This is a genomic window from Nocardiopsis oceanisediminis (assembly GCF_048595525.1).
In the GTDB taxonomy this organism is placed as follows: Bacteria; Actinomycetota; Actinomycetes; order Streptosporangiales; family Streptosporangiaceae; genus Nocardiopsis_A; species Nocardiopsis_A oceanisediminis.
Genome location: NZ_JAFMZJ010000001.1, coordinates 2,052,170 through 2,068,652 on the forward strand (window position 1 = coordinate 2,052,170; position 16,483 = coordinate 2,068,652).

Consider the following 16,483-nt stretch of genomic DNA (forward strand, 5'->3'; position numbering starts at 1 on the left):
GGGGCGGGGGGACCCGCACCGCCGCTCGCGCTCCAAAAAGCAGAACGTGTTTCAGTTTTTGTTCTCGGTTCACGGTAGCGCCTCCGCGGGTGCCGATCAATCGCTTGGTTCAGTGTGCGGCGGCCCCGCCGGGCGGGGCGTCGAAGACCACCACCGACCGGGTCGCCTCGCCCGCGCGCACCCGCCGCACCGCCTCGTTGACCTGCTCCAGCGGCACCCGCTCGCTGATCAGCTCGTCCAGCAGCAGCCGCCCGGAGGAGTACAGGTCCACCAGGCGCGGCAGGTCGGAGTAGGGGGAGGCGTCGCCGCCCTGGCAGCCCAGCAGCCGCCGGGAGCCGAACAGCCCGGCGGCGGGGACCACCGCCTCGGCGCCGGGCGGCGGGCTGCCCACCATCACCGTGGTGCCGCCCTGCCGGGTGGCGCCGAACGCCTCGGCCAGCACCGCGGGCGCGCCGGTGGCGTCGAAGGCGTAGTCCACCCCGCCCGGCACCAGCGCGCGCACCCGCTCGGCCAGGCCGCCGTCCCCGTCCGCGGAGACCAGCTGGTCGGTGGCGCCGAACCGCTTCGCGGCGCCGGCCTTGGCCGCGGAGACGTCGGCCGCGACGATCCGCGCCGCGCCGGCGAGCGCGGCGCCCTGCACGATGTTGAGCCCGACCCCGCCGCACCCCGCCACCAGCACCGAGGAGCCCGCCTCCACCGCGGCGGTGTTCAGCACCGCGCCGACCCCGGTCACCACGGCGCAGCTGAGCAGCGCCATCGCGTCCAGCGGCAGGCCGGGCGGCAGCCGGACCAGGGCGCGCTCGCTCACCACGGCGTACTCGGCGAAGGAGCCGATGCCCAGGTAGGGGCGGACCTCCTCGCCGCCGGCGCGCAGCCGGGTGCCGCCGTCGGGCATCACGCCCATCACGGCCCGCAGCCGGTCCTCGCCGGTGCACAGGTGCGCGTCGCCGCGCGCGCACATCCGGCACGACCCGCACGGCCGGTTCATCGCGATGAGCACCTCGTCGCCGGGGACGAACGCGGTGACGCCGGGCCCGGCCGACTCCACCGTCCCGGAGCTCTCGTGCCCGCCCACCACCGGGAGCCGGCGCACCACCGGGCTGGTGCCGTCGATCGCCTTCAGGTCGGAGCCGCAGATGCCGGAGGCGGCGATGCGCACCCGGACCTCCCCCGGTCCGGGGTCGGCGATCTCGACCTCGCGGACCTCCAGCGGCGCCCGGTGGGCGGTGAGCAGTGCGGCGCGGATCAGCATGTCGTCAGGTCCTCCTCGGTCGCGGACGCCGCCGCGGGGGCCCGCGGCGGGATCGGCCCCAGGGGTCGCCGGCTCAGCCCAGCTCGATCCAGGCGGCCTTGAGGTTGAGCCACTCGCGCAGCCCGTCGACGCCGTTGGCGGGCAGGTTGCCGCTCTGCTTGTGCCCGCCGAACGGCACCGCCCAGTGGAGCCGCCGGAAGGTGTTGATCCACACCGTCCCGGCCTCGATCGCGGCGATGGCGCGGTGCGCCCGGCCCAGGTCGCGGGTCCAGGCGCCCCCGGCCAGCCCGTAGTCGGTCTCGTTGGCCAGCGCGTAGGCCTCCTCCTCCGACCCGAACGGGATGGCCACCGCGACCGGGCCGAACACCTCCTCCCGGCAGACCGCCGGCCGGTTGTCCGCGGCGGAGAAGAGGGTGGGCTCCACCCAGTAGCCGCCGGCCAGCGCCGGGTCGGCCACGGCGTCGGCGCCGGTGCGCCCGCCGAAGAGCAGCTCGGCCCCGTCGGCCGGGGCGGACTCCAGGTAGGAGAGGACCTTCCGGTACTGCCCGGCGAAGGTGATCGGCCCCATGCCGGTCTCCGGGTCGCGGGGGTCGCCCAGCCGGATCGCGGCGGCGCGCTCGCGGAACCGCTCGGTGAACTCCTCGAAGACCGTGTCCTGGATCAGGATCCGCGAGCCCGCCACGCAGGCCTGCCCGGCCCCGCCGGTGTAGATCCCGGCGGCCGCGCCCGCGGCGGCGGCGTCCAGGTCGGCGTCGTCGAAGACGATGTCGGGGGATTTGCCGCCGAGCTCCAGCGAGAGGTTCTTCAGGTTCGCGGCCGAGCGCTCGGTGACCCGCCGCCCGGTCGCGGTGGAGCCGGTGAAGTGCAGCTTGGCCACGCCGGGGTGGTCCACCAGCGCCTCCCCGGCCTCGGGGCCGGTGCCGGAGACCACGTTGACCAGGCCGGGCGGGAAGCCGGCCCGCTCGAACAGCTCGCAAGCGGCCAGGACCGAGCAGCAGGCCTGCTCGGCCGGCTTGACCACCACCGCGTTCCCGGCGGCCAGCGCCCCGGACACCTTGGCGAAGAACATGGCCAGCGGGGCGTTCCACGGGATGACCACCCCGACCACCCCGAACGGCTCGTAGTAGGTGGAGGCCAGCGCGGTCCCGCCGAGGTGGACGGTGTCCCCGGTGATCTTGTCGGCGAGGCCCGCGTTGTACTGGATGTGCAGCGCGCCGCCGGGGACGTCGGCGTCCCGGGTCTCCCGGAGGACCCGGCCGTTGTCCCGGCTCTCGATCTCGGCGAGCTCGGCGGAGCGCGCGAGGACCGCCTCGGACCAGGCGCGGAGCAGGGCCGCACGGCGCAGCGGCGGGGTGGCCCGCCAGGCGGGGAAGGCGGCGGCCGCCGCGGCGACGGCGTCGTCCACGTCCTCGGCCCCGGAGGCCGGGACGCGCGCCCACACCTCGCCGGTCGCGGGGTCGGTGCTGTCGATCCAGCGCGCGGAGCGGGCGGGGCGGAACGCGCCGCCGATGTGGTTGAGGTACTCGGTCGTCATCGACGGACCTCCGGGGGGTCGGCGCCGGGCCCGCGCGGGGCGGGACCGGCGGTGGTCTCGGTCCTCAAGGGGCGTTGACACCGGTCTGCGCGGATCATACTCTCCGATACCAAGCGAGCGCTAGGTTCAATCGGGTGCGGCGGGGGCGCGCCCGGCACCCCCTCGGGACGGAGCGCCCATGACCAGGACGACCGCAGCCAGGACCCGGACACCCGCGGCCATCTCCCGCCGCCTCGCCGCACTGCTGGCCGCGGCGGCGCTCACCGCCGCCGGATGCGCGGCCGAGGGCGGCACCGCGGCCGCCGCGGACGCCGGCGTCACCGAGGACGCCCTCATCGTCGGCGGGCTGCTGGTGGAGACCAGCACCATCGGCTACTCGCTGGCCGACATGGAGACCGGCGCCCTGGCCCGCTTCGAGCGGGCCAACGCCGAAGGCGGCGTGCACGGCCGCACCATCGACTACACCGGAACCCAGGACGACCGGCTCGACCCGGAGGAGAGCCTGGCGGGCGCCCGGGCCCTCGCCGAGAAGGAGCAGGTGCTCGCGGCCGTCCCGGTCGCCTCGCCCGCCTTCAACGGGGCCGACGTCTTCACCGGCAACGGGATCCCCTGGTTCGGGTGGGGGACCCACCAGGCCTTCTGCGGCAACGACCACGGCTTCGGCTTCAACGGCTGCCTCCAGCCGGAGCAGGGCGACCGGACGCAGACCTGGTGGGGCGAGCTGATGGCCGAGGAGATCGGCGGAGCCGGCGGGAAGACCGCCTGGGTCCAGTCGACCGATTCGGCGAGCAGCGCCGCCGGGATGGGGCCGATGGCCGCCTCGTTCGCCGCGGCCGGGTTCGAGGTCGTCGGGCAGGACGCCGGCATCCCGGCCGACGCCGCCCCGGCGGACTGGACGCCCTACGTCAACGCGGTGCTGGGCGCCGACGGCGGCGACCCGCCCGACGTGGTGGTCTCGGTGATGACCTCCGGGCACAACGCCGGCCTCTACGGCGCGCTCAAACGGGCCGGCTTCGAGGGCGCCTGGACCGACGGGGTCAGCTACGACCCCGACATCCTCGCCCAGCCCGAACTGGCCGAGGCCCTGGACGGGGCCTACGGGTCCCCGCAGGTCCAGCCGTTCGAGCTGGCCGAGGAGCACCCCGAGGTCGCGCTCATGCAGGAGGACCTGCGCTCGCACACCGGCGACCCGGACCTGGAGTTCAGCCAGCCGATGGCCTACGGCTACTGGTCGGCCGACCTCTTCCTGGCCGCCGCGGAGGCGGCCGGCCCCGGCATCACCCGCGCCTCGCTCACCGAGACCCTCAACTCCGGCTTCACCCACGAGAACCCCGGCTTCGGCACCACCGAGTACCCGGCCGGCCACCGGGAGTCCAACGGCTGCGGCGCCCTGGTCCGCCTGGAGGACGGCGAGTTCACCCCGGTCCAGGAGCTCACCTGCACCGAGAACACCGTCTACCGGGGGGACTGATGCGCCGCCCGCCGAGGCCGGACCGCGGCCGCCGCCCGGCCTCCGATCCCCGGCGGAGGACCGCTCCGCCCCCGCCGCCGGTCCGGTTCGCGGAGGGAGGGCGCGGTCAGGGCGCCTGGACGCCGTCTTCGCTCGCCCGGTCGGCCGGGGGCGCCGCCGGTCCGGGCCGCTGCGCCTCCGTCCGGGTCTCCGCCTTCCGCCGGGAGGCCGGTCCGCCCCCGCCGCCGGCCCGCTTCGCGGAGGGAGGGCGCGGCCCTGACGAGAACGCCGGGACACGGCTTCCGCCTGGGGATCCGGCCCGCCCCCGCACCGCCCGCAGCGGCCGGAGCCGCGGTCGCGCCCCTGGTGGCCGGGGCGCCTCCACGCTTCCCGGCGGGAGCCCGGCGCCCCTCCGGCCACCGCTCCGCTCGCCCGCTCGGCGGGGGCTCCACCGGTCCGGTTCCCGTCGCGGGCAGGTCTGCGGCGGACGGGCGCCGGACCCGCGGGAACGGGTGGGGAGCCCCCGATCGCGAGCCCCTGTTCCGCGCCCGCCGCCGGGCCCTTCCGCCGGCGGTCCCCGGCGGAAGGGGCGTCCGGTCCCCCAGTACCCCTGATCCCCTGAGCTCCGCGATCCCTGGAGGGGTGCATGGCCGAACTCCTGGCGTACATCGTCAGCGGACTGGTGACCGGCTCGGTCTTCGCCGTGATGGCCTCCGGGCTGGTGCTCACGCACGCCGCCACCGGGGTCTTCAACTTCGCCCACGGCGCGATCGGGTTCGCCACCGCCTTCCTCTACTTCCAGCTGCACACCGGGGCCGGGCTGCCCGCCCCGGTCGCGCTGGCCATCGCCGTCGGGCTGTTCGCCCCCGGCCTCGGCTACCTGCTGCACAGGACCATGTTCGACCGGCTGGCCGGCGCGGGCGCGACCGCGCAGACCGTCGCGGCCATCGCGCTGACCGTCGCGCTGCCCGCCGCCGCGCTGTGGACCGTGCACGTGCTGAACGGGACGTTCGGCCTCCGGCTGCCCAGCGGCGACGACCAGTTCACCGTGCCCGGCATCGGGCCGAGCCCGGTGGTCGCCTGGCGGCCGCTGGACCTGTTCACGCTGACCTCCAACCAGGTGGCGGCGTTCGCGGCCGCCGCACTGGCCGCCGCCGGGCTGTGGGCGCTGCTCCGCCGCACCCCGCTGGGCCTGCGGATGCGCGCCGCCGCGGACCGGCGCGACCTGGCCGCGCTGCGCGGCACCGACCCCGGCCGCACCTCCGCGGCGGCCTGGGCGCTCGGCTCGGCGCTGGCCGGCCTGGCCGGCGTGGTGGTGGCGCCCTTCCTAGGCCTGGACGCCACCGCCTTCACCGTGCTGCTCTTCTCCTCGGCGACGGCCGCGGTCTGCGGGCGGCTGCGGTCCGTCCCGATCGCGTTCGCCGCCGGGCTCGGCCTCGGCGTGCTGCAGAACCTGGCCGTGGGCTACCTGCCCTTCACCGACCGGGTGCGCGGCCTGGCCACCGCCGTCCCGGTGCTGCTGCTCTTCGCCGCCCTGCTGGTGATGGGCGCGCACCGGGGCCGGATCGCCGGGGCGATGGCCGAGGACGCGCCGCCCCCCGACCACCGGGCCGGGCTCCCGCCGTGGCGGCGCGCGCTGCCCTGGGCCGCCTCCGGGGCGGCCCTGGCGGTCTGGGCGCTCGCCTTCGCCCCGCACTTCTGGCTGGGCCTGGCCGTGCAGGGCCTGGCCTACGGCCTGATCTTCACCTCCTTCGTGCTGATCACCGGGATCGGCGGGATGGTGAACCTGGCGATGCCGGCCTTCGTCGCCGCGGCGGCACTGACCACCGCGATCGCCTACTCCTCCGGGGTGCCGCTGTTCGCCGCGGTCCTGCTCGGGATCGCCGTCTCGGTGCTGCTCGGCCTGGTGGCGGCGGTGCCGTCGCTGCGCCTGGGCGGGCTCGCGCTGGCGCTGGCCACCCTGGCCCTGGCGCTCCTCGCCGACCAGATCCTGTTCCAGCTGGACGCGGTCACCAACGGCAACGAGGGCTGGCCGCTGCCCGGCATCGCGGGGCTCACCGACCGCAGGGCCCAGGTCCTGGCCCTGCTGGCGCTGCTGGCCGGAGCCGCGCTGCTGCTGCGCAACCTGGAGCGCTCCGCGACCGGGCGGGCCGTGCTGGCCGTCCGCTCCGCGCCCGCGGCGGCCCTCACCTCCGGCGTCTCCCAGGTCCGCACGAAACTGCTGCTGTTCGTGCTGGCCTCCGGGGTCGCCGGGCTCGGCGGGGTGCTGCTCGCGGTGTTCAACGGCCGGGTGACCGCGGACGCCTTCCCCGCGGTGACCGGGTTCGTCTGGCTCGCGGTGGCGGTGATCCACGGGGTGCGCAGGGTCGGCCCGGCGGTCGCGGCGGGCCTGGTCTTCGCCCTGGCCCCGGAGGTGCTGAGCCACGTCAGCGACTCCGCCCACCTGCTCACCGCGCTGTTCGGGCTGGGCGGGCTGGTGCTGGCGCGCCGCCCCGACGGGCTGTTCTCCCGCCCCGCCGAGCCCCGGAGGCGCCGCAGGGCCGCCCCCGCCGCGCGGACCGCCCCGCCCGTTCCGGATCCCGGAGGGGAGGACCGGCCCGCCGCGCTCCGCCTGGCCGGGGTCTCCGCGGGCTACGGCGACGTCCCGGTGCTGCGCGGCGTCGACCTGGAGGTCCCCGCGGGCCGGATCACCGCGCTGCTCGGCCCCAACGGCGCGGGCAAGAGCACGCTGTGCGGGGCGGCCGCCGGCACGGTGCCCGCCACCGGCGGCGCGGTGCTGCTGGGCGGACGGGACGTGACCGCCGCCCCGGCGCACCTGCGGGCGCGCGCCGGGCTGTTCCTCGCCCCGGAGGGCCGGGGCGTCTTCCCCTCGCTCACCGTGGAGGAGAACCTCGCCACCTGGCTGCGCGCCCCCGCCGAGCGGGAGGAGGCACTGGACCGGCTGCCGCTGCTGGCCCGCCGCCGCACCACCCCGGCGGGCCGGCTCTCCGGGGGAGAGCAGCAGCTGCTCGCCCTGGCCCCCGCACTGGTCCGGCCGCCTGCCGTGCTGATCGCCGACGAGCCCTCGCTGGGGCTGGCCCCGAAGGCCGCCGAGCAGGTGTTCGCCGTCTTCACCGAGCTGCGCGCCGCCGGTACCGCGCTGCTGGTGGTGGAGGAGAAGCCCAAGGGGATCCTGCCGATCGCCGACACCGCCGCCTTCATGGCCGCCGGCGAGCGGGTCTGGAGCGGCCCGAGCGCGGAGGTCGGCGAGGAGCGGCTGGCAGAGGCGTACCTGGGGCCCGGTCGCGGCCCCGGACCGGACGAGCGTGCACGGCAGGTACAGGAGGTGGGCGAAGCACATGAGAACCGCTGACACACCGGCCCCGGCCCGGCGGGAGCCGGGGGGCCCGGCCGCCGAGGGCCTGCGGATCGAGGGCGTGACCGTGGCGTTCGGCGGGGTCCGGGCGCTCTCCGAGGTGACCTTCTCCGCCCGGCCCGGCGGCGTCACCGGCGTCATCGGGCCGAACGGCGCGGGCAAGACGACGCTGTTCGACGTCGTCACCGGGCTGCGGCGGCCGGCCGCCGGCCGGGTGCTGCTCGGCGGCCGCGACCTGGCCCCCGCCAACGCGGTGGCCCGGGCCCGGATGGGCGTCCGGCGCACCTTCCAGCGCCCGCAGGTCTTCGGCCGGCTGACCGTGCTGGACAACGTGCTCACCGCCCTGGAATGGCGCGGGGGCGGCGGCGGGCTCCCCGCCGACCTGGTCGGCTGGCCGGCCCGCAGGCACCGGGAGCGGGCCCGCCGCGAGCGCGCCATGGAGGTGCTGGAGCGGTGCGGCATCGCCGGCCTGCACGCCGCCTGGGCCGGGTCGCTGCCGATCGGCGGGCGCCGGATGGTGGAGCTGGCCCGCGCGATCGCCGACGACCCGCCGCTGCTCCTGCTGGACGAGCCGACCTCCGGGCTGGACGCCGAGCAGACCGCCCGGCTGGCCGAGGCGCTGCGCACCGTGCAGGAGGCCGCCGGCGGCACCATCCTCCTGGTGGAGCACGACGTCTCGTTCACCATGGCCGCCTGCCGCCACCTCGCCGTGCTCGACCTCGGCCGGGTCATCGCCGAGGGCCCGCCCGAGGAGGTCCGCCTCGACCCCGCGGTCCGCGCCGCCTACCTCGGCTGACCCGGCCCGCCGACCGCGCCGCCGGCCCCTCCGGCACCCCGGCCGCGCGGGCGGCCGCCGGCCCCGGCGGGGATGCGGCGGTCCTCCCCGGAGCCGGGAGCCGCCGGGGCGCCGGAGAGGCCGTCGGGTGCGCGGTCGGCCGCCCGGAGTGTTCGGGTGCGGGCCCGGGGGAAGCGGCGGTCCGGGGCCCGGCGCCGCCGCGGCCGCTGCGGGGAGGTTTCGCGGGGGTGGGCCGTGGCGGGCGGAGAAGCGCGAGGCGGCCCCACCGGGCGACCGGCCGGAGACCCGACAGTCTCTGAGGGCCTGCCGGGTGCGCGGCCGACCGCCCGGGGCCTTCGCCCTCGAACCGTCCCGCTTCCGCGTCGATCTCGGCGCCGCAGGGGGTATTCAGAGCGCTCTGATATCCCCGCAACGCCAAGACCGACGTGTGGGGGAGGGAGGACCGGGGCGGAGCGGGCGCCGCGCGGGGCGGACCGCCGGGCCCGCTCCGCCGGGGCCGCCCGCCTCCGGGACGGCCCGGAAACGGGCGGCGGGCGGACAGGGCGCGCCCTTCGGGCGCGTCCGGGGCGGGGCGTCCTACCGTGGAGGGCGGGAGGACGACATGGCCAGTGGCGTGTACATCGCGGCGACCGATGCCGACAGCCAGCAGGCGGTCGTGGCACTGGGGGTCACCGAGGCGCTGTCCGGAGCGGTCCGCTCGGTCGGCGTGTTCCGGCCGGTGGTGGAGGGCGGTGCCGGCGACCCGATCGTGCAGACCCTGCGCGCCCGGTTCGACCTGCCCGACCGGTACGAGGACTGCGTGGGGGCGAGCTACGCCGAGGCGCGGGCCGATCCGGAGCAGGCCATGGCGCGCATCGTGGACGCCTACCACGCCCTGGCGGCGCGGCACGCGGCCGTGGTGGTGGTCGGCACCGGCTACACCGACGTCGGCACCGCCACCGAGTTCTCCTTCAACGCCCGCGTCGCCGCCAACCTGGGCACGCCGGTGCTGCTGCTGGTCTCCGGGGCCGAGCGGAGCGGGCAGGAGACCGCCGACGCCATCGCCATGGCCCGCCAGGAGGTCGAGCGGGAGCACGCGGTGGCGCCGGCCGCGGTGGTCGACCGGGTCGACCCGGAGCGGGCCGCCGCACTCCGCTCCGCCCTCGGCGACCAGGGCTACGTGCTGCCCGAGGTGCCCCGGCTGCGCGCGCCCACCCTGCGCGACCTGCTCCGCGCCTGCGACGGCCGGCTGCTCTTCGGCGAGGAGCAGCGGCTCGGCCGGGAGGCCTCCGGGGTGCTCGTCGCCGCGATGTCGCTGCCCGGCCTGCTGGACCGGCTGGAGCCCGACCACGCCGTGGTGATGGCCTCCGATCGGGCCAGCGCGCTGCTGCCCGCGATCGACGCCGCGCACACCTCCCCGGACTTCCCGGCGCTGGCCGGGGTCTTCCTCACCGGCGGCGCCGACCTGCCCGAACCGGTGTGGCGGCTGCTCTCCGGCATGGACATCCGGCTGCCGGTCGCGGTCACCGAGATGGACACCTTCCTCACCGCCGGCCGGATGGCCGGCACCCGCGGCCGGATCGAGCCGGGCGCCGGCCCCAAGATCGAGGCGGCGCTGGCCGCGTTCGCCGAGGCCGTGGACGGGCCGGAGCTGGTCCGCAGGCTCCGGGTGGCCCGCTCCGAGGCGGTCACCCCGGCCATGTTCGAGCACACCCTGCTGCAGCGCGCCCGGGAGGACCGCCGGACCATCGTGCTGCCGGAGGGCACCGAGGAGCGGGTGCTGCGCGCCGCCGACGTGCTGCTCCGCCGGGACGCCGCGGACCTGGTGCTGCTCGGCTCGCCGCGCGGGGTGGCGTCCCGCGCCGCCGACCTCGGCCTGGACCTGTCCGCGGCCCGGGTGGTGGACCCCGAGGCCTCCCCGGACCTGGTGGACCGGTTCGCCGAGGAGTACGCGCGGCTCCGCGCGCACAAGGGCGTCACCGCCGAGCTGGCCCGGGACACCGTCCGGGAGATCTCCTACTTCGGCACGCTCATGGTGCACTGCGGCATGGCCGACGGGATGGTCTCCGGTGCGGTGCACACCACCGCGCAGACCATCCGCCCCTCCTTCGAGGTGCTCCGCACGTCCCTGGTGTCCAGCGTCTTCTTCATGCTCCTGGCCGACCGGGTGCTGGTCTACGCCGACTGCGCGGTCAACCCCGACCCGACCGCCGAGCAGCTCGCCGACATCGCCGTCGACTCCGCCGCCACCGCGGCCCGGTTCGGGGTGCGGCCGCGGGTGGCGATGCTGTCCTACTCCACCGGCGCCTCGGGCACCGGCGCCGACGTGGACAAGGTGCGCCGCGCCACCGACCTGGTCCGCGAGCGCGCCCCGGACCTCCCGGTGGAGGGGCCGATCCAGTACGACGCCGCGATCGACCCGGGGGTGGCCCGCACCAAGCTGCCGGACAGCGCGGTCGCCGGGCACGCCACCGTGTTCGTCGTGCCCGACCTCAACACCGGCAACATCCTCTACAAGGGGGTGCAGCGCAGCGCCGGGGCGGTCGCGGTCGGCCCGGTCCTGCAGGGGCTGCGCCGGCCCGTCAACGACCTGTCCCGGGGCGCGCTGGTGCAGGACATCGTGAACACCGTCGCCATCACCGCGGTGCAGGCGCAGCCGGGCCCCGGGTCCGGCTGAGGACCCGGGGCCCGGCGGGAGGGCCGGCCGGCGCTACTGCCCGGCGGCCTTCTCCGGCGCCTGGGCGCCCCGGTGCATCGGCGCCTCGCCGAAGGACAGCTCGAAGTCGGGGGTGTCCGCGATGAGCGCCCGGGTGTAGTCGTGGACCGGGGCCGACATCACCTCGCCGACCGGCCCGTACTCCACGATCTCGCCCTTGTTCAGCACCGCGACCTTCTGCGCGATGTTGGAGACCAGCGCGATGTTGTGCGTGACGAACAGCAGCGCCATCCCGTCGTCCTGCAGGGCGCGCAGCAGCTTGACGATCTCGGCCTGCACCGAGACGTCCAGCGCCGAGGTGATCTCGTCGCAGATCAGCAGGTCCGGGCTGGTCGCGATGGCGCGGGCGATGCTGACCCGCTGCCGCTCGCCGCCGCTGAGCTGCTCGGGGAAGCGGGCCGCGTAGGAGGCCGGCAGCGCCGCGCGCTCCAAGGCCTCGTGCACCACCGCGTCGGGGTCCTCCGGCCGCCCCATCAGGTGCGTGTAGGGGGCCAGCACCAGGTCGCGCACCCGCTTGCGCGGGTTCAGCGCCTCGTAGGGGTTCTGGAAGATGTACTGCACCCTGCGGCGCTGCTCGGCGGTGCGCCGGTAGCTGCTGGCCGCCAGCTGCTCGCCGTCCAGCAGCAGTCCGCCGCTGAACTGGGTGTGCAGCCCGGCGACCGAGCGGGACAGCGTCGTCTTGCCCGAACCGGACTCGCCCAGCAGCGCCACGCACTCGCCGCGCCGCACCTCCACGTCGATGCCGCGCAGCACCGTGGTGGAGCCGTAACCGGCCTGCAGCCCGGAGATCTGCAGCAGCGGCTCGCCGGCGTCCTCCTCCGGTTCGGCGTGGCCGGCGGTCTTGAGCAGCGGGACCGCGCGCAGCAGCCGCCGGGTGTAGTCGTGCTCCGGGTCGGCCAGCACCTCGGCCGCCCGGCCGCGCTCGACCACCTCGCCCCGGTACATCACCGCGATCTCGTCGGCCAGGTCGGCGACGACCGCCATGTCGTGGCTGATGTAGACGCCGGCGGTGCCGTGCTGGCGGGTCATGCTCCGGATGGTCTCCAGCACGTGCGCCTGGGTGGTGACGTCCAGGCCGGTGGTGGGCTCGTCCATCACGATGACGTCCGGGCGGTCGATGAAGGCCATCGCGATCGCGACGCGCTGCTGCTGGCCGCCGGAGAGCTGGTGCGGGTAGCGGGAGAGGAACGCGTCGTCGTCGGGGAGCGCGACCTCGCGCAGCACCTCGCGGACCCGGTCGGCCCTGGAGCCCTGCTCCTGCTCGTTCCAGGAGTGCAGCGCCTCGGCCAGCTGGGTGCGGAGCCGCAGCGCCGGGTTGAGCGCCGAGGCGGGGGACTGCGGGATGTAGGCCACCGCCCGCCCGCGCAGCCGGCGCACGTCGGCCTCGGACAGGCCGGTCAGCGGGGTGCCCGCCACTTCGACCGCGCCGCCGGTGACCTCGGTGGCGCGCTTGCAGTGCGCCAGCAGCGACAGCCCCAGCGTGGTCTTGCCGGACCCGGACTCGCCGACCAGGCCGCAGATCTCGCCGCGCCGCACGGTCAGCGTGATGTCGGAGATGATCTCCACGTCGGAGGGGCGACCGATGACGGTCAGGCCCTGCACGCTCAGTGCGAGCCCCGCCTCCTGCTGCGGGTTGCCGCTCATTACTTCTCCACCCCTCGGTCGATGCCGATGGACGCGCGGGAGAGCCCGTCGGTGATCAGGTTGGCGCCGATGGTCAGCACCGCGACCGCGACCACCGGGAGGACGACCGCCCACGGCTGGACGGTGATCGCCACCCGGCCCTCGTTGATCATCAGGCCCCAGTCGGCGGTCGGCGGCTGCAGGCCCATGCCGAGGAAGCTCAGCGTGGCGATGGTCCCCACCGAGTAGGTGATCCGCAGGCCCAGCTCGACGAGGAGCGGGCTGGTGATGTTGGGCAGGATCTCGGAGGCCATGATCCGCCACCGGGGCAGGCCGATCGCCTCGGCGGACTTGACGAAGTCCTGCTCGACCACTTTCAGCGTCGCCTCGCGGACCACGCGGGCGACCCGGTTGGCGTGCGAGACCGCGATGATCACCACGATCAGCCAGACCTGCGGGCCCAGGATGGACAGCAGCAGCAGCGCCAGCACCAGCTGCGGGAAGGCCAGCAGCATGTCGTTGGTGCGCATGAGCACCTCGTCGGCCCAGTTGCGCAGGTAGCCGGCGACGATGCCGATGACCGCGCCGGCCGCCACGCCCGCCAGGGCGGACAGCACGGCGATGGCCACCAGGGTGTAGCCGCCGTGCAGGAACCGGCTGAACACGTCGCGGCCGACGTCGTCGGTGCCGAACAGGGCGCCGTCGATGCCGGTGGCGTTGGGCGTGCCGGCCATGGCGGTCGGGCTGTACGGGCTGACGAACGGCCCGACCGCGGCGACCAGCAGGACGGCGGCGGTCAGCACGACGCCGATCTTGGTCCGGTGGTAGCGCCAGGCGGTCCGGAACAGCCCGGGGCGGCGCGGCGGAGCGGCGGCCCCGGGGGCGGCCGCGGCGGTAGCGGTGCTCATCTCGACGACACCCTCACCTTCGGGTTGGCGGCCAGGCCGACGATGTCGGCCAGCAGGTTGACCACCACGTACACGACCGCGATCAGCAGGGTCACGGCCTGGATGACCGGGAGGTTGCGGGCCTCGATCGCCTCCATCAGGGTCTTGCCGATGCCCGGGAAGTTGAACAGGAACTCGATCGCGACCACTCCGCCGGCCAGCCAGCCCAGCTGGAGCGCGATGACCTGGGCCACCGGCCCGATGGCGTTGGGCGCGGCGTGCCGCCAGATGACGGCCCGCTCCGGCAGCCCCTTGAGCCGGGCCTGCTGGACGTACTCGCTCTCCAGCACCTCGATCATCGAGGCCCGCATCATCCGGATGATCGGCGGGCTGACCGCGATGGCCAGGGTGAGCACCGGGAGGACCAGCTGGTCCGGGCTGGACAGCACGTCCTCGGAGCTGCCGGCGTAGACCGCGGGGAGCACCTGGAACGCGCCGGTGGCCAGCAGCAGGATCAGCACGATGCCCACGGCGAACTCGGGGACGGCGGCCAGCACCAGGGTGGCCATGGAGGAGGTGTGGTCGAACCGGCGGTCGCGGCGGAGCGCGGCGAAGGCCCCGATCGCCATCGCGATCGGCGCGGCGATCACCGCGGTGATCAGCATCAGGGTGAGGCTGGCCTGGATCCGCGGGCCGAGCAGCTCGGCCACGGGCATGCCGCCGGCCAGCGAGGTGCCGAAGTCGAGGACCACGGCGCCGGCCAGCCAGTTCCAGTACTGCAGGGCGAGCGGCTGGTCGAGGTTGAGCTGCTGGCGCAGGGCCTCCAGGCGGGCCGGGTCGGCGGCCTCCCGGCCCAGGATGGCCTGGGCCGGGTCGCTCGGGAGCGCCTGCGTCGCACCGAAGACCACGAGTGAGACCACGAAGAGGGTCAGCACCCCGTAGCCGAGGCGGTACAGGATCAGACGTGTCATGGGGAGGACCTTCGGGTCGCTGCGGACGAGGGAAGCGCGGTGGGGCCCTCCGGTCAGGCCTCCATCGTCACGGCGTGGAAGTTGTAGCCGCCCAGCGGGTGCCCGACGACCGAGGGCTCGAAGCCCTTCACCTTCTTGCTGATCCCGTCGATCATGCTCGGGAAGCCCCAGACGATGTAGCCGCCGCGCTCGTACTCGATCTTCATCGCCTTCTTGATCAGCTTGCCGCGCTTCTCGTCGTCGACGGTGGCGCGGGCCTCGTCGACCAGCTCGATCCACTCCTCGTCGTCCCAGTGCGTCTCGTTGAACGGCGCACCGGGGTAGGAGCCCTGGGCGGCCTGGGTGAGGTAGTGGCGCGCGCTCCAGAAGTCCTGGGCGAAGGTCCACTTGAGGTAGTTGTCCCCGTAGAACTCCTCGCTGGTGACGCGCTTCAGCTCGACCTTGACGCCGGCCTTCTTGGCCTGCTCCTGGAAGACCTGGGCGGCGGACTCGGCGCCGGCGCTGATCGGGCCGGTGACCAGCTCGACTTCGAGGTCGTCCTCGTAGCCGGCGTCCTTGAGCAGCTTGCGGGCCTCCTTGATGTCCTGCTCGCGCTGCGGGAGGTCCTCGTTGTAGTACGGGTCGAACCGGGAGTACATGTCGTTGCCGAGCAGGCCGTAGCCGTTCAGGGCCTGGTCGATCATCTGCTGGCGGTCGACGATGAGCCGGAACGCCTGGCGCACCTTCACGTCGTCGAACGGCTTCTCGTCCACCCGCATGGTGAACGGCAGCCACATGCCCGACTCCGACTCCAGGATCTGCAGGTTCTCGTTGCCCTCGATGACCTCGATCTGGCTGTGCGGGACCTGGGCGATCACCTCGACCTGGCCGCTGACCAGGGCGTTGACCCGGGCGCTCTCGTCGGCGAAGTTGATGATCTCCAGCTCGTCGATCTGCGGCCGGCCGTCCCAGAAGTCGTCGAAGGCGGAGAAGACGCTCCGCTCGCCCTTGGTGAGCTCCTTGAACGTGAACGGGCCGGCGCCGACCGGCTTCTCCGGGTCGTAGCCCTCCGGGACCAGGCCCATGGCGTACTCGGCGCAGAGCTCCTTGAAGGTGACGAAGGGCTCCTTGAACGGGATCTCGACGGTGAGGTCGTCGACCTTCTTCAGGTCGTCCCGCTTCATCTGGGAGAGCTGCTCGGAGCTGGTGCCCGGGCGGTCGGGGTCGGTGATCCGCTCCAGGGTGAAGATGAGCGCGTCGGCGTTGACCGGCGACCCGTCGTGGAAGGTCAGCCCCTTCTTGAGCTTGGCCGTCCAGACGTCGGCCTCCTTGTTGGGCTCCAGCGACTCGGCCAGCGCCATCTGCACGGTGAAGTCGGAGGCGAACCGGCACAGCCCGGCGTAGAGGTTGTAGACCCGGGCGATGTCGGGGTTGTCGGTGGGCTGGTGGGCGTCGACGGTGTCGTTGGACGAGCCGCCCGCGACCCCGACGCGGAGCCGGCCGCCTCCGGAGCCGGATCCCGAGCCGCCCCCGCCGCAGGCGGCCAGGGCCGGAACGACGACGGCGCCGGCCGCACCCGCCATCAGGACGGTTCTGCGGGTCGGCGCCGGTCCGGCCTCCGGGGCGGGACGCTGATGGCCGGACTCGTTGGGGATGGACGACACGGGACACCTCGGTTCGCGCTCGGGGCAGGGCAAGGGCGCCGGTCCGGCCGCCGAGCCGGGGAGGCGGCTGACCGGGAAGGGGGCGGGCGGCACCCGTCGGAGCGGGCGGGCGGCCCGCGCCGACCCAACCGATAGTCATCACCTCGAACAGGGACGTCAAACCGTGTTCAATGGGGAACCCTGTGTGATAACGGGTGTGACGGAGGCCTGCTTCGCATTATGCACAGAGCGTGATAAAAGCTGGCTTGACGTGCGATTGTGCGATAATCGCAAGTTG

The 16,483-nt window shown here is 75.1% G+C and carries 10 protein-coding genes; 4 read left to right on the forward strand and 6 right to left on the reverse strand.

Translation table 11 applies throughout. The annotated features are described in order from the left end of the window. Positions 1–109 precede the first annotated feature (109 nt). Positions 110–1,252, reverse strand: coding sequence for an alcohol dehydrogenase catalytic domain-containing protein (locus J0910_RS09285; protein ID WP_420158118.1), 1,143 nt, complete (start codon positions 1,250–1,252; stop codon positions 110–112). Positions 1,253–1,325: 73 nt separating this feature from the next. Continuing rightward, positions 1,326–2,786 (reverse strand): aldehyde dehydrogenase family protein, encoded by a 1,461-nt coding sequence (locus tag J0910_RS09290; RefSeq protein WP_420158119.1) that lies wholly within the window; start codon positions 2,784–2,786, stop codon positions 1,326–1,328. A 178-nt stretch (positions 2,787–2,964) separates the two neighbouring features. Here J0910_RS09290 and J0910_RS09295 point away from each other — a divergent pair, with 178 nt between their 5' ends. The 4 genes from J0910_RS09295 (at position 2,965) to pta (ending at position 11,043) form a co-directional block, all read left to right on the forward strand. Next, positions 2,965–4,257: an ABC transporter substrate-binding protein gene (locus J0910_RS09295; protein WP_420158120.1), complete on the forward strand. Its 1,293-nt coding sequence runs from the start codon at positions 2,965–2,967 to the stop codon at positions 4,255–4,257. Between the two features lie 625 nt (positions 4,258–4,882). Then, entirely contained in the window at positions 4,883–7,588 is a 2,706-nt protein-coding gene (locus J0910_RS09300; RefSeq protein ID WP_420158121.1) for an ABC transporter permease subunit, read from the forward strand. After that, complete coding sequence (locus J0910_RS09305) at positions 7,575–8,387, forward strand: ABC transporter ATP-binding protein (RefSeq protein ID WP_420158122.1); 813 nt, start codon at positions 7,575–7,577, stop codon at positions 8,385–8,387. Before J0910_RS09300 ends, J0910_RS09305 begins: the two co-directional genes overlap by 14 nt. A 601-nt stretch (positions 8,388–8,988) precedes the next feature. Next, positions 8,989–11,043 (forward strand): phosphate acetyltransferase, encoded by a 2,055-nt coding sequence (gene pta / locus J0910_RS09310; protein ID WP_420158123.1) that lies wholly within the window; start codon positions 8,989–8,991, stop codon positions 11,041–11,043. A gap of 33 nt (positions 11,044–11,076) precedes the next feature. Here the strand turns inward: pta and J0910_RS09315 are convergent, their stop codons facing one another. Genes J0910_RS09315 through J0910_RS09330 form a run of 4 tightly spaced genes read right to left on the reverse strand, consistent with a single transcriptional unit; the run spans position 11,077 to position 16,206 of the window. Then, on the reverse strand, positions 11,077–12,726 hold the full coding sequence (locus tag J0910_RS09315; RefSeq protein WP_420158124.1) for an ABC transporter ATP-binding protein: 1,650 nt from the start codon (positions 12,724–12,726) through the stop codon (positions 11,077–11,079). Continuing rightward, positions 12,726–13,613, reverse strand: coding sequence for an ABC transporter permease (locus tag J0910_RS09320; protein ID WP_420158125.1), 888 nt, complete (start codon positions 13,611–13,613; stop codon positions 12,726–12,728). Before J0910_RS09320 ends, J0910_RS09315 begins: the two co-directional genes overlap by 1 nt. Further along, entirely contained in the window at positions 13,610–14,563 is a 954-nt protein-coding gene (locus tag J0910_RS09325; RefSeq protein WP_420158126.1) for an ABC transporter permease, read from the reverse strand. The genes J0910_RS09320 and J0910_RS09325 overlap by 4 nt, the downstream gene beginning before the upstream one ends. Positions 14,564–14,616: 53 nt before the next feature. Continuing rightward, positions 14,617–16,206, reverse strand: coding sequence for an ABC transporter substrate-binding protein (locus tag J0910_RS09330; protein ID WP_420158127.1), 1,590 nt, complete (start codon positions 16,204–16,206; stop codon positions 14,617–14,619). Positions 16,207–16,483 lie beyond the last annotated feature (277 nt).

Excerpts from the sequence above, each read along its gene's own strand:
- J0910_RS09285 (WP_420158118.1), bottom strand. The coding sequence starts at position 1,252 with ATGCTGATCCGCGCCGCACTGCTCACCGCCCACCGGGCGCCGCTGGAG.
- J0910_RS09290 (WP_420158119.1), bottom strand. The coding sequence starts at position 2,786 with ATGACGACCGAGTACCTCAACCACATCGGCGGCGCGTTCCGCCCCGCC.
- J0910_RS09295 (WP_420158120.1), top strand. The coding sequence starts at position 2,965 with ATGACCAGGACGACCGCAGCCAGGACCCGGACACCCGCGGCCATCTCC.
- J0910_RS09300 (WP_420158121.1), top strand. The coding sequence starts at position 4,883 with ATGGCCGAACTCCTGGCGTACATCGTCAGCGGACTGGTGACCGGCTCG.
- J0910_RS09305 (WP_420158122.1), top strand. The coding sequence starts at position 7,575 with ATGAGAACCGCTGACACACCGGCCCCGGCCCGGCGGGAGCCGGGGGGC.
- pta (WP_420158123.1), top strand. The coding sequence starts at position 8,989 with ATGGCCAGTGGCGTGTACATCGCGGCGACCGATGCCGACAGCCAGCAG.
- J0910_RS09315 (WP_420158124.1), bottom strand. The coding sequence starts at position 12,726 with ATGAGCGGCAACCCGCAGCAGGAGGCGGGGCTCGCACTGAGCGTGCAG.
- J0910_RS09320 (WP_420158125.1), bottom strand. The coding sequence starts at position 13,613 with ATGAGCACCGCTACCGCCGCGGCCGCCCCCGGGGCCGCCGCTCCGCCG.
- J0910_RS09325 (WP_420158126.1), bottom strand. The coding sequence starts at position 14,563 with ATGACACGTCTGATCCTGTACCGCCTCGGCTACGGGGTGCTGACCCTC.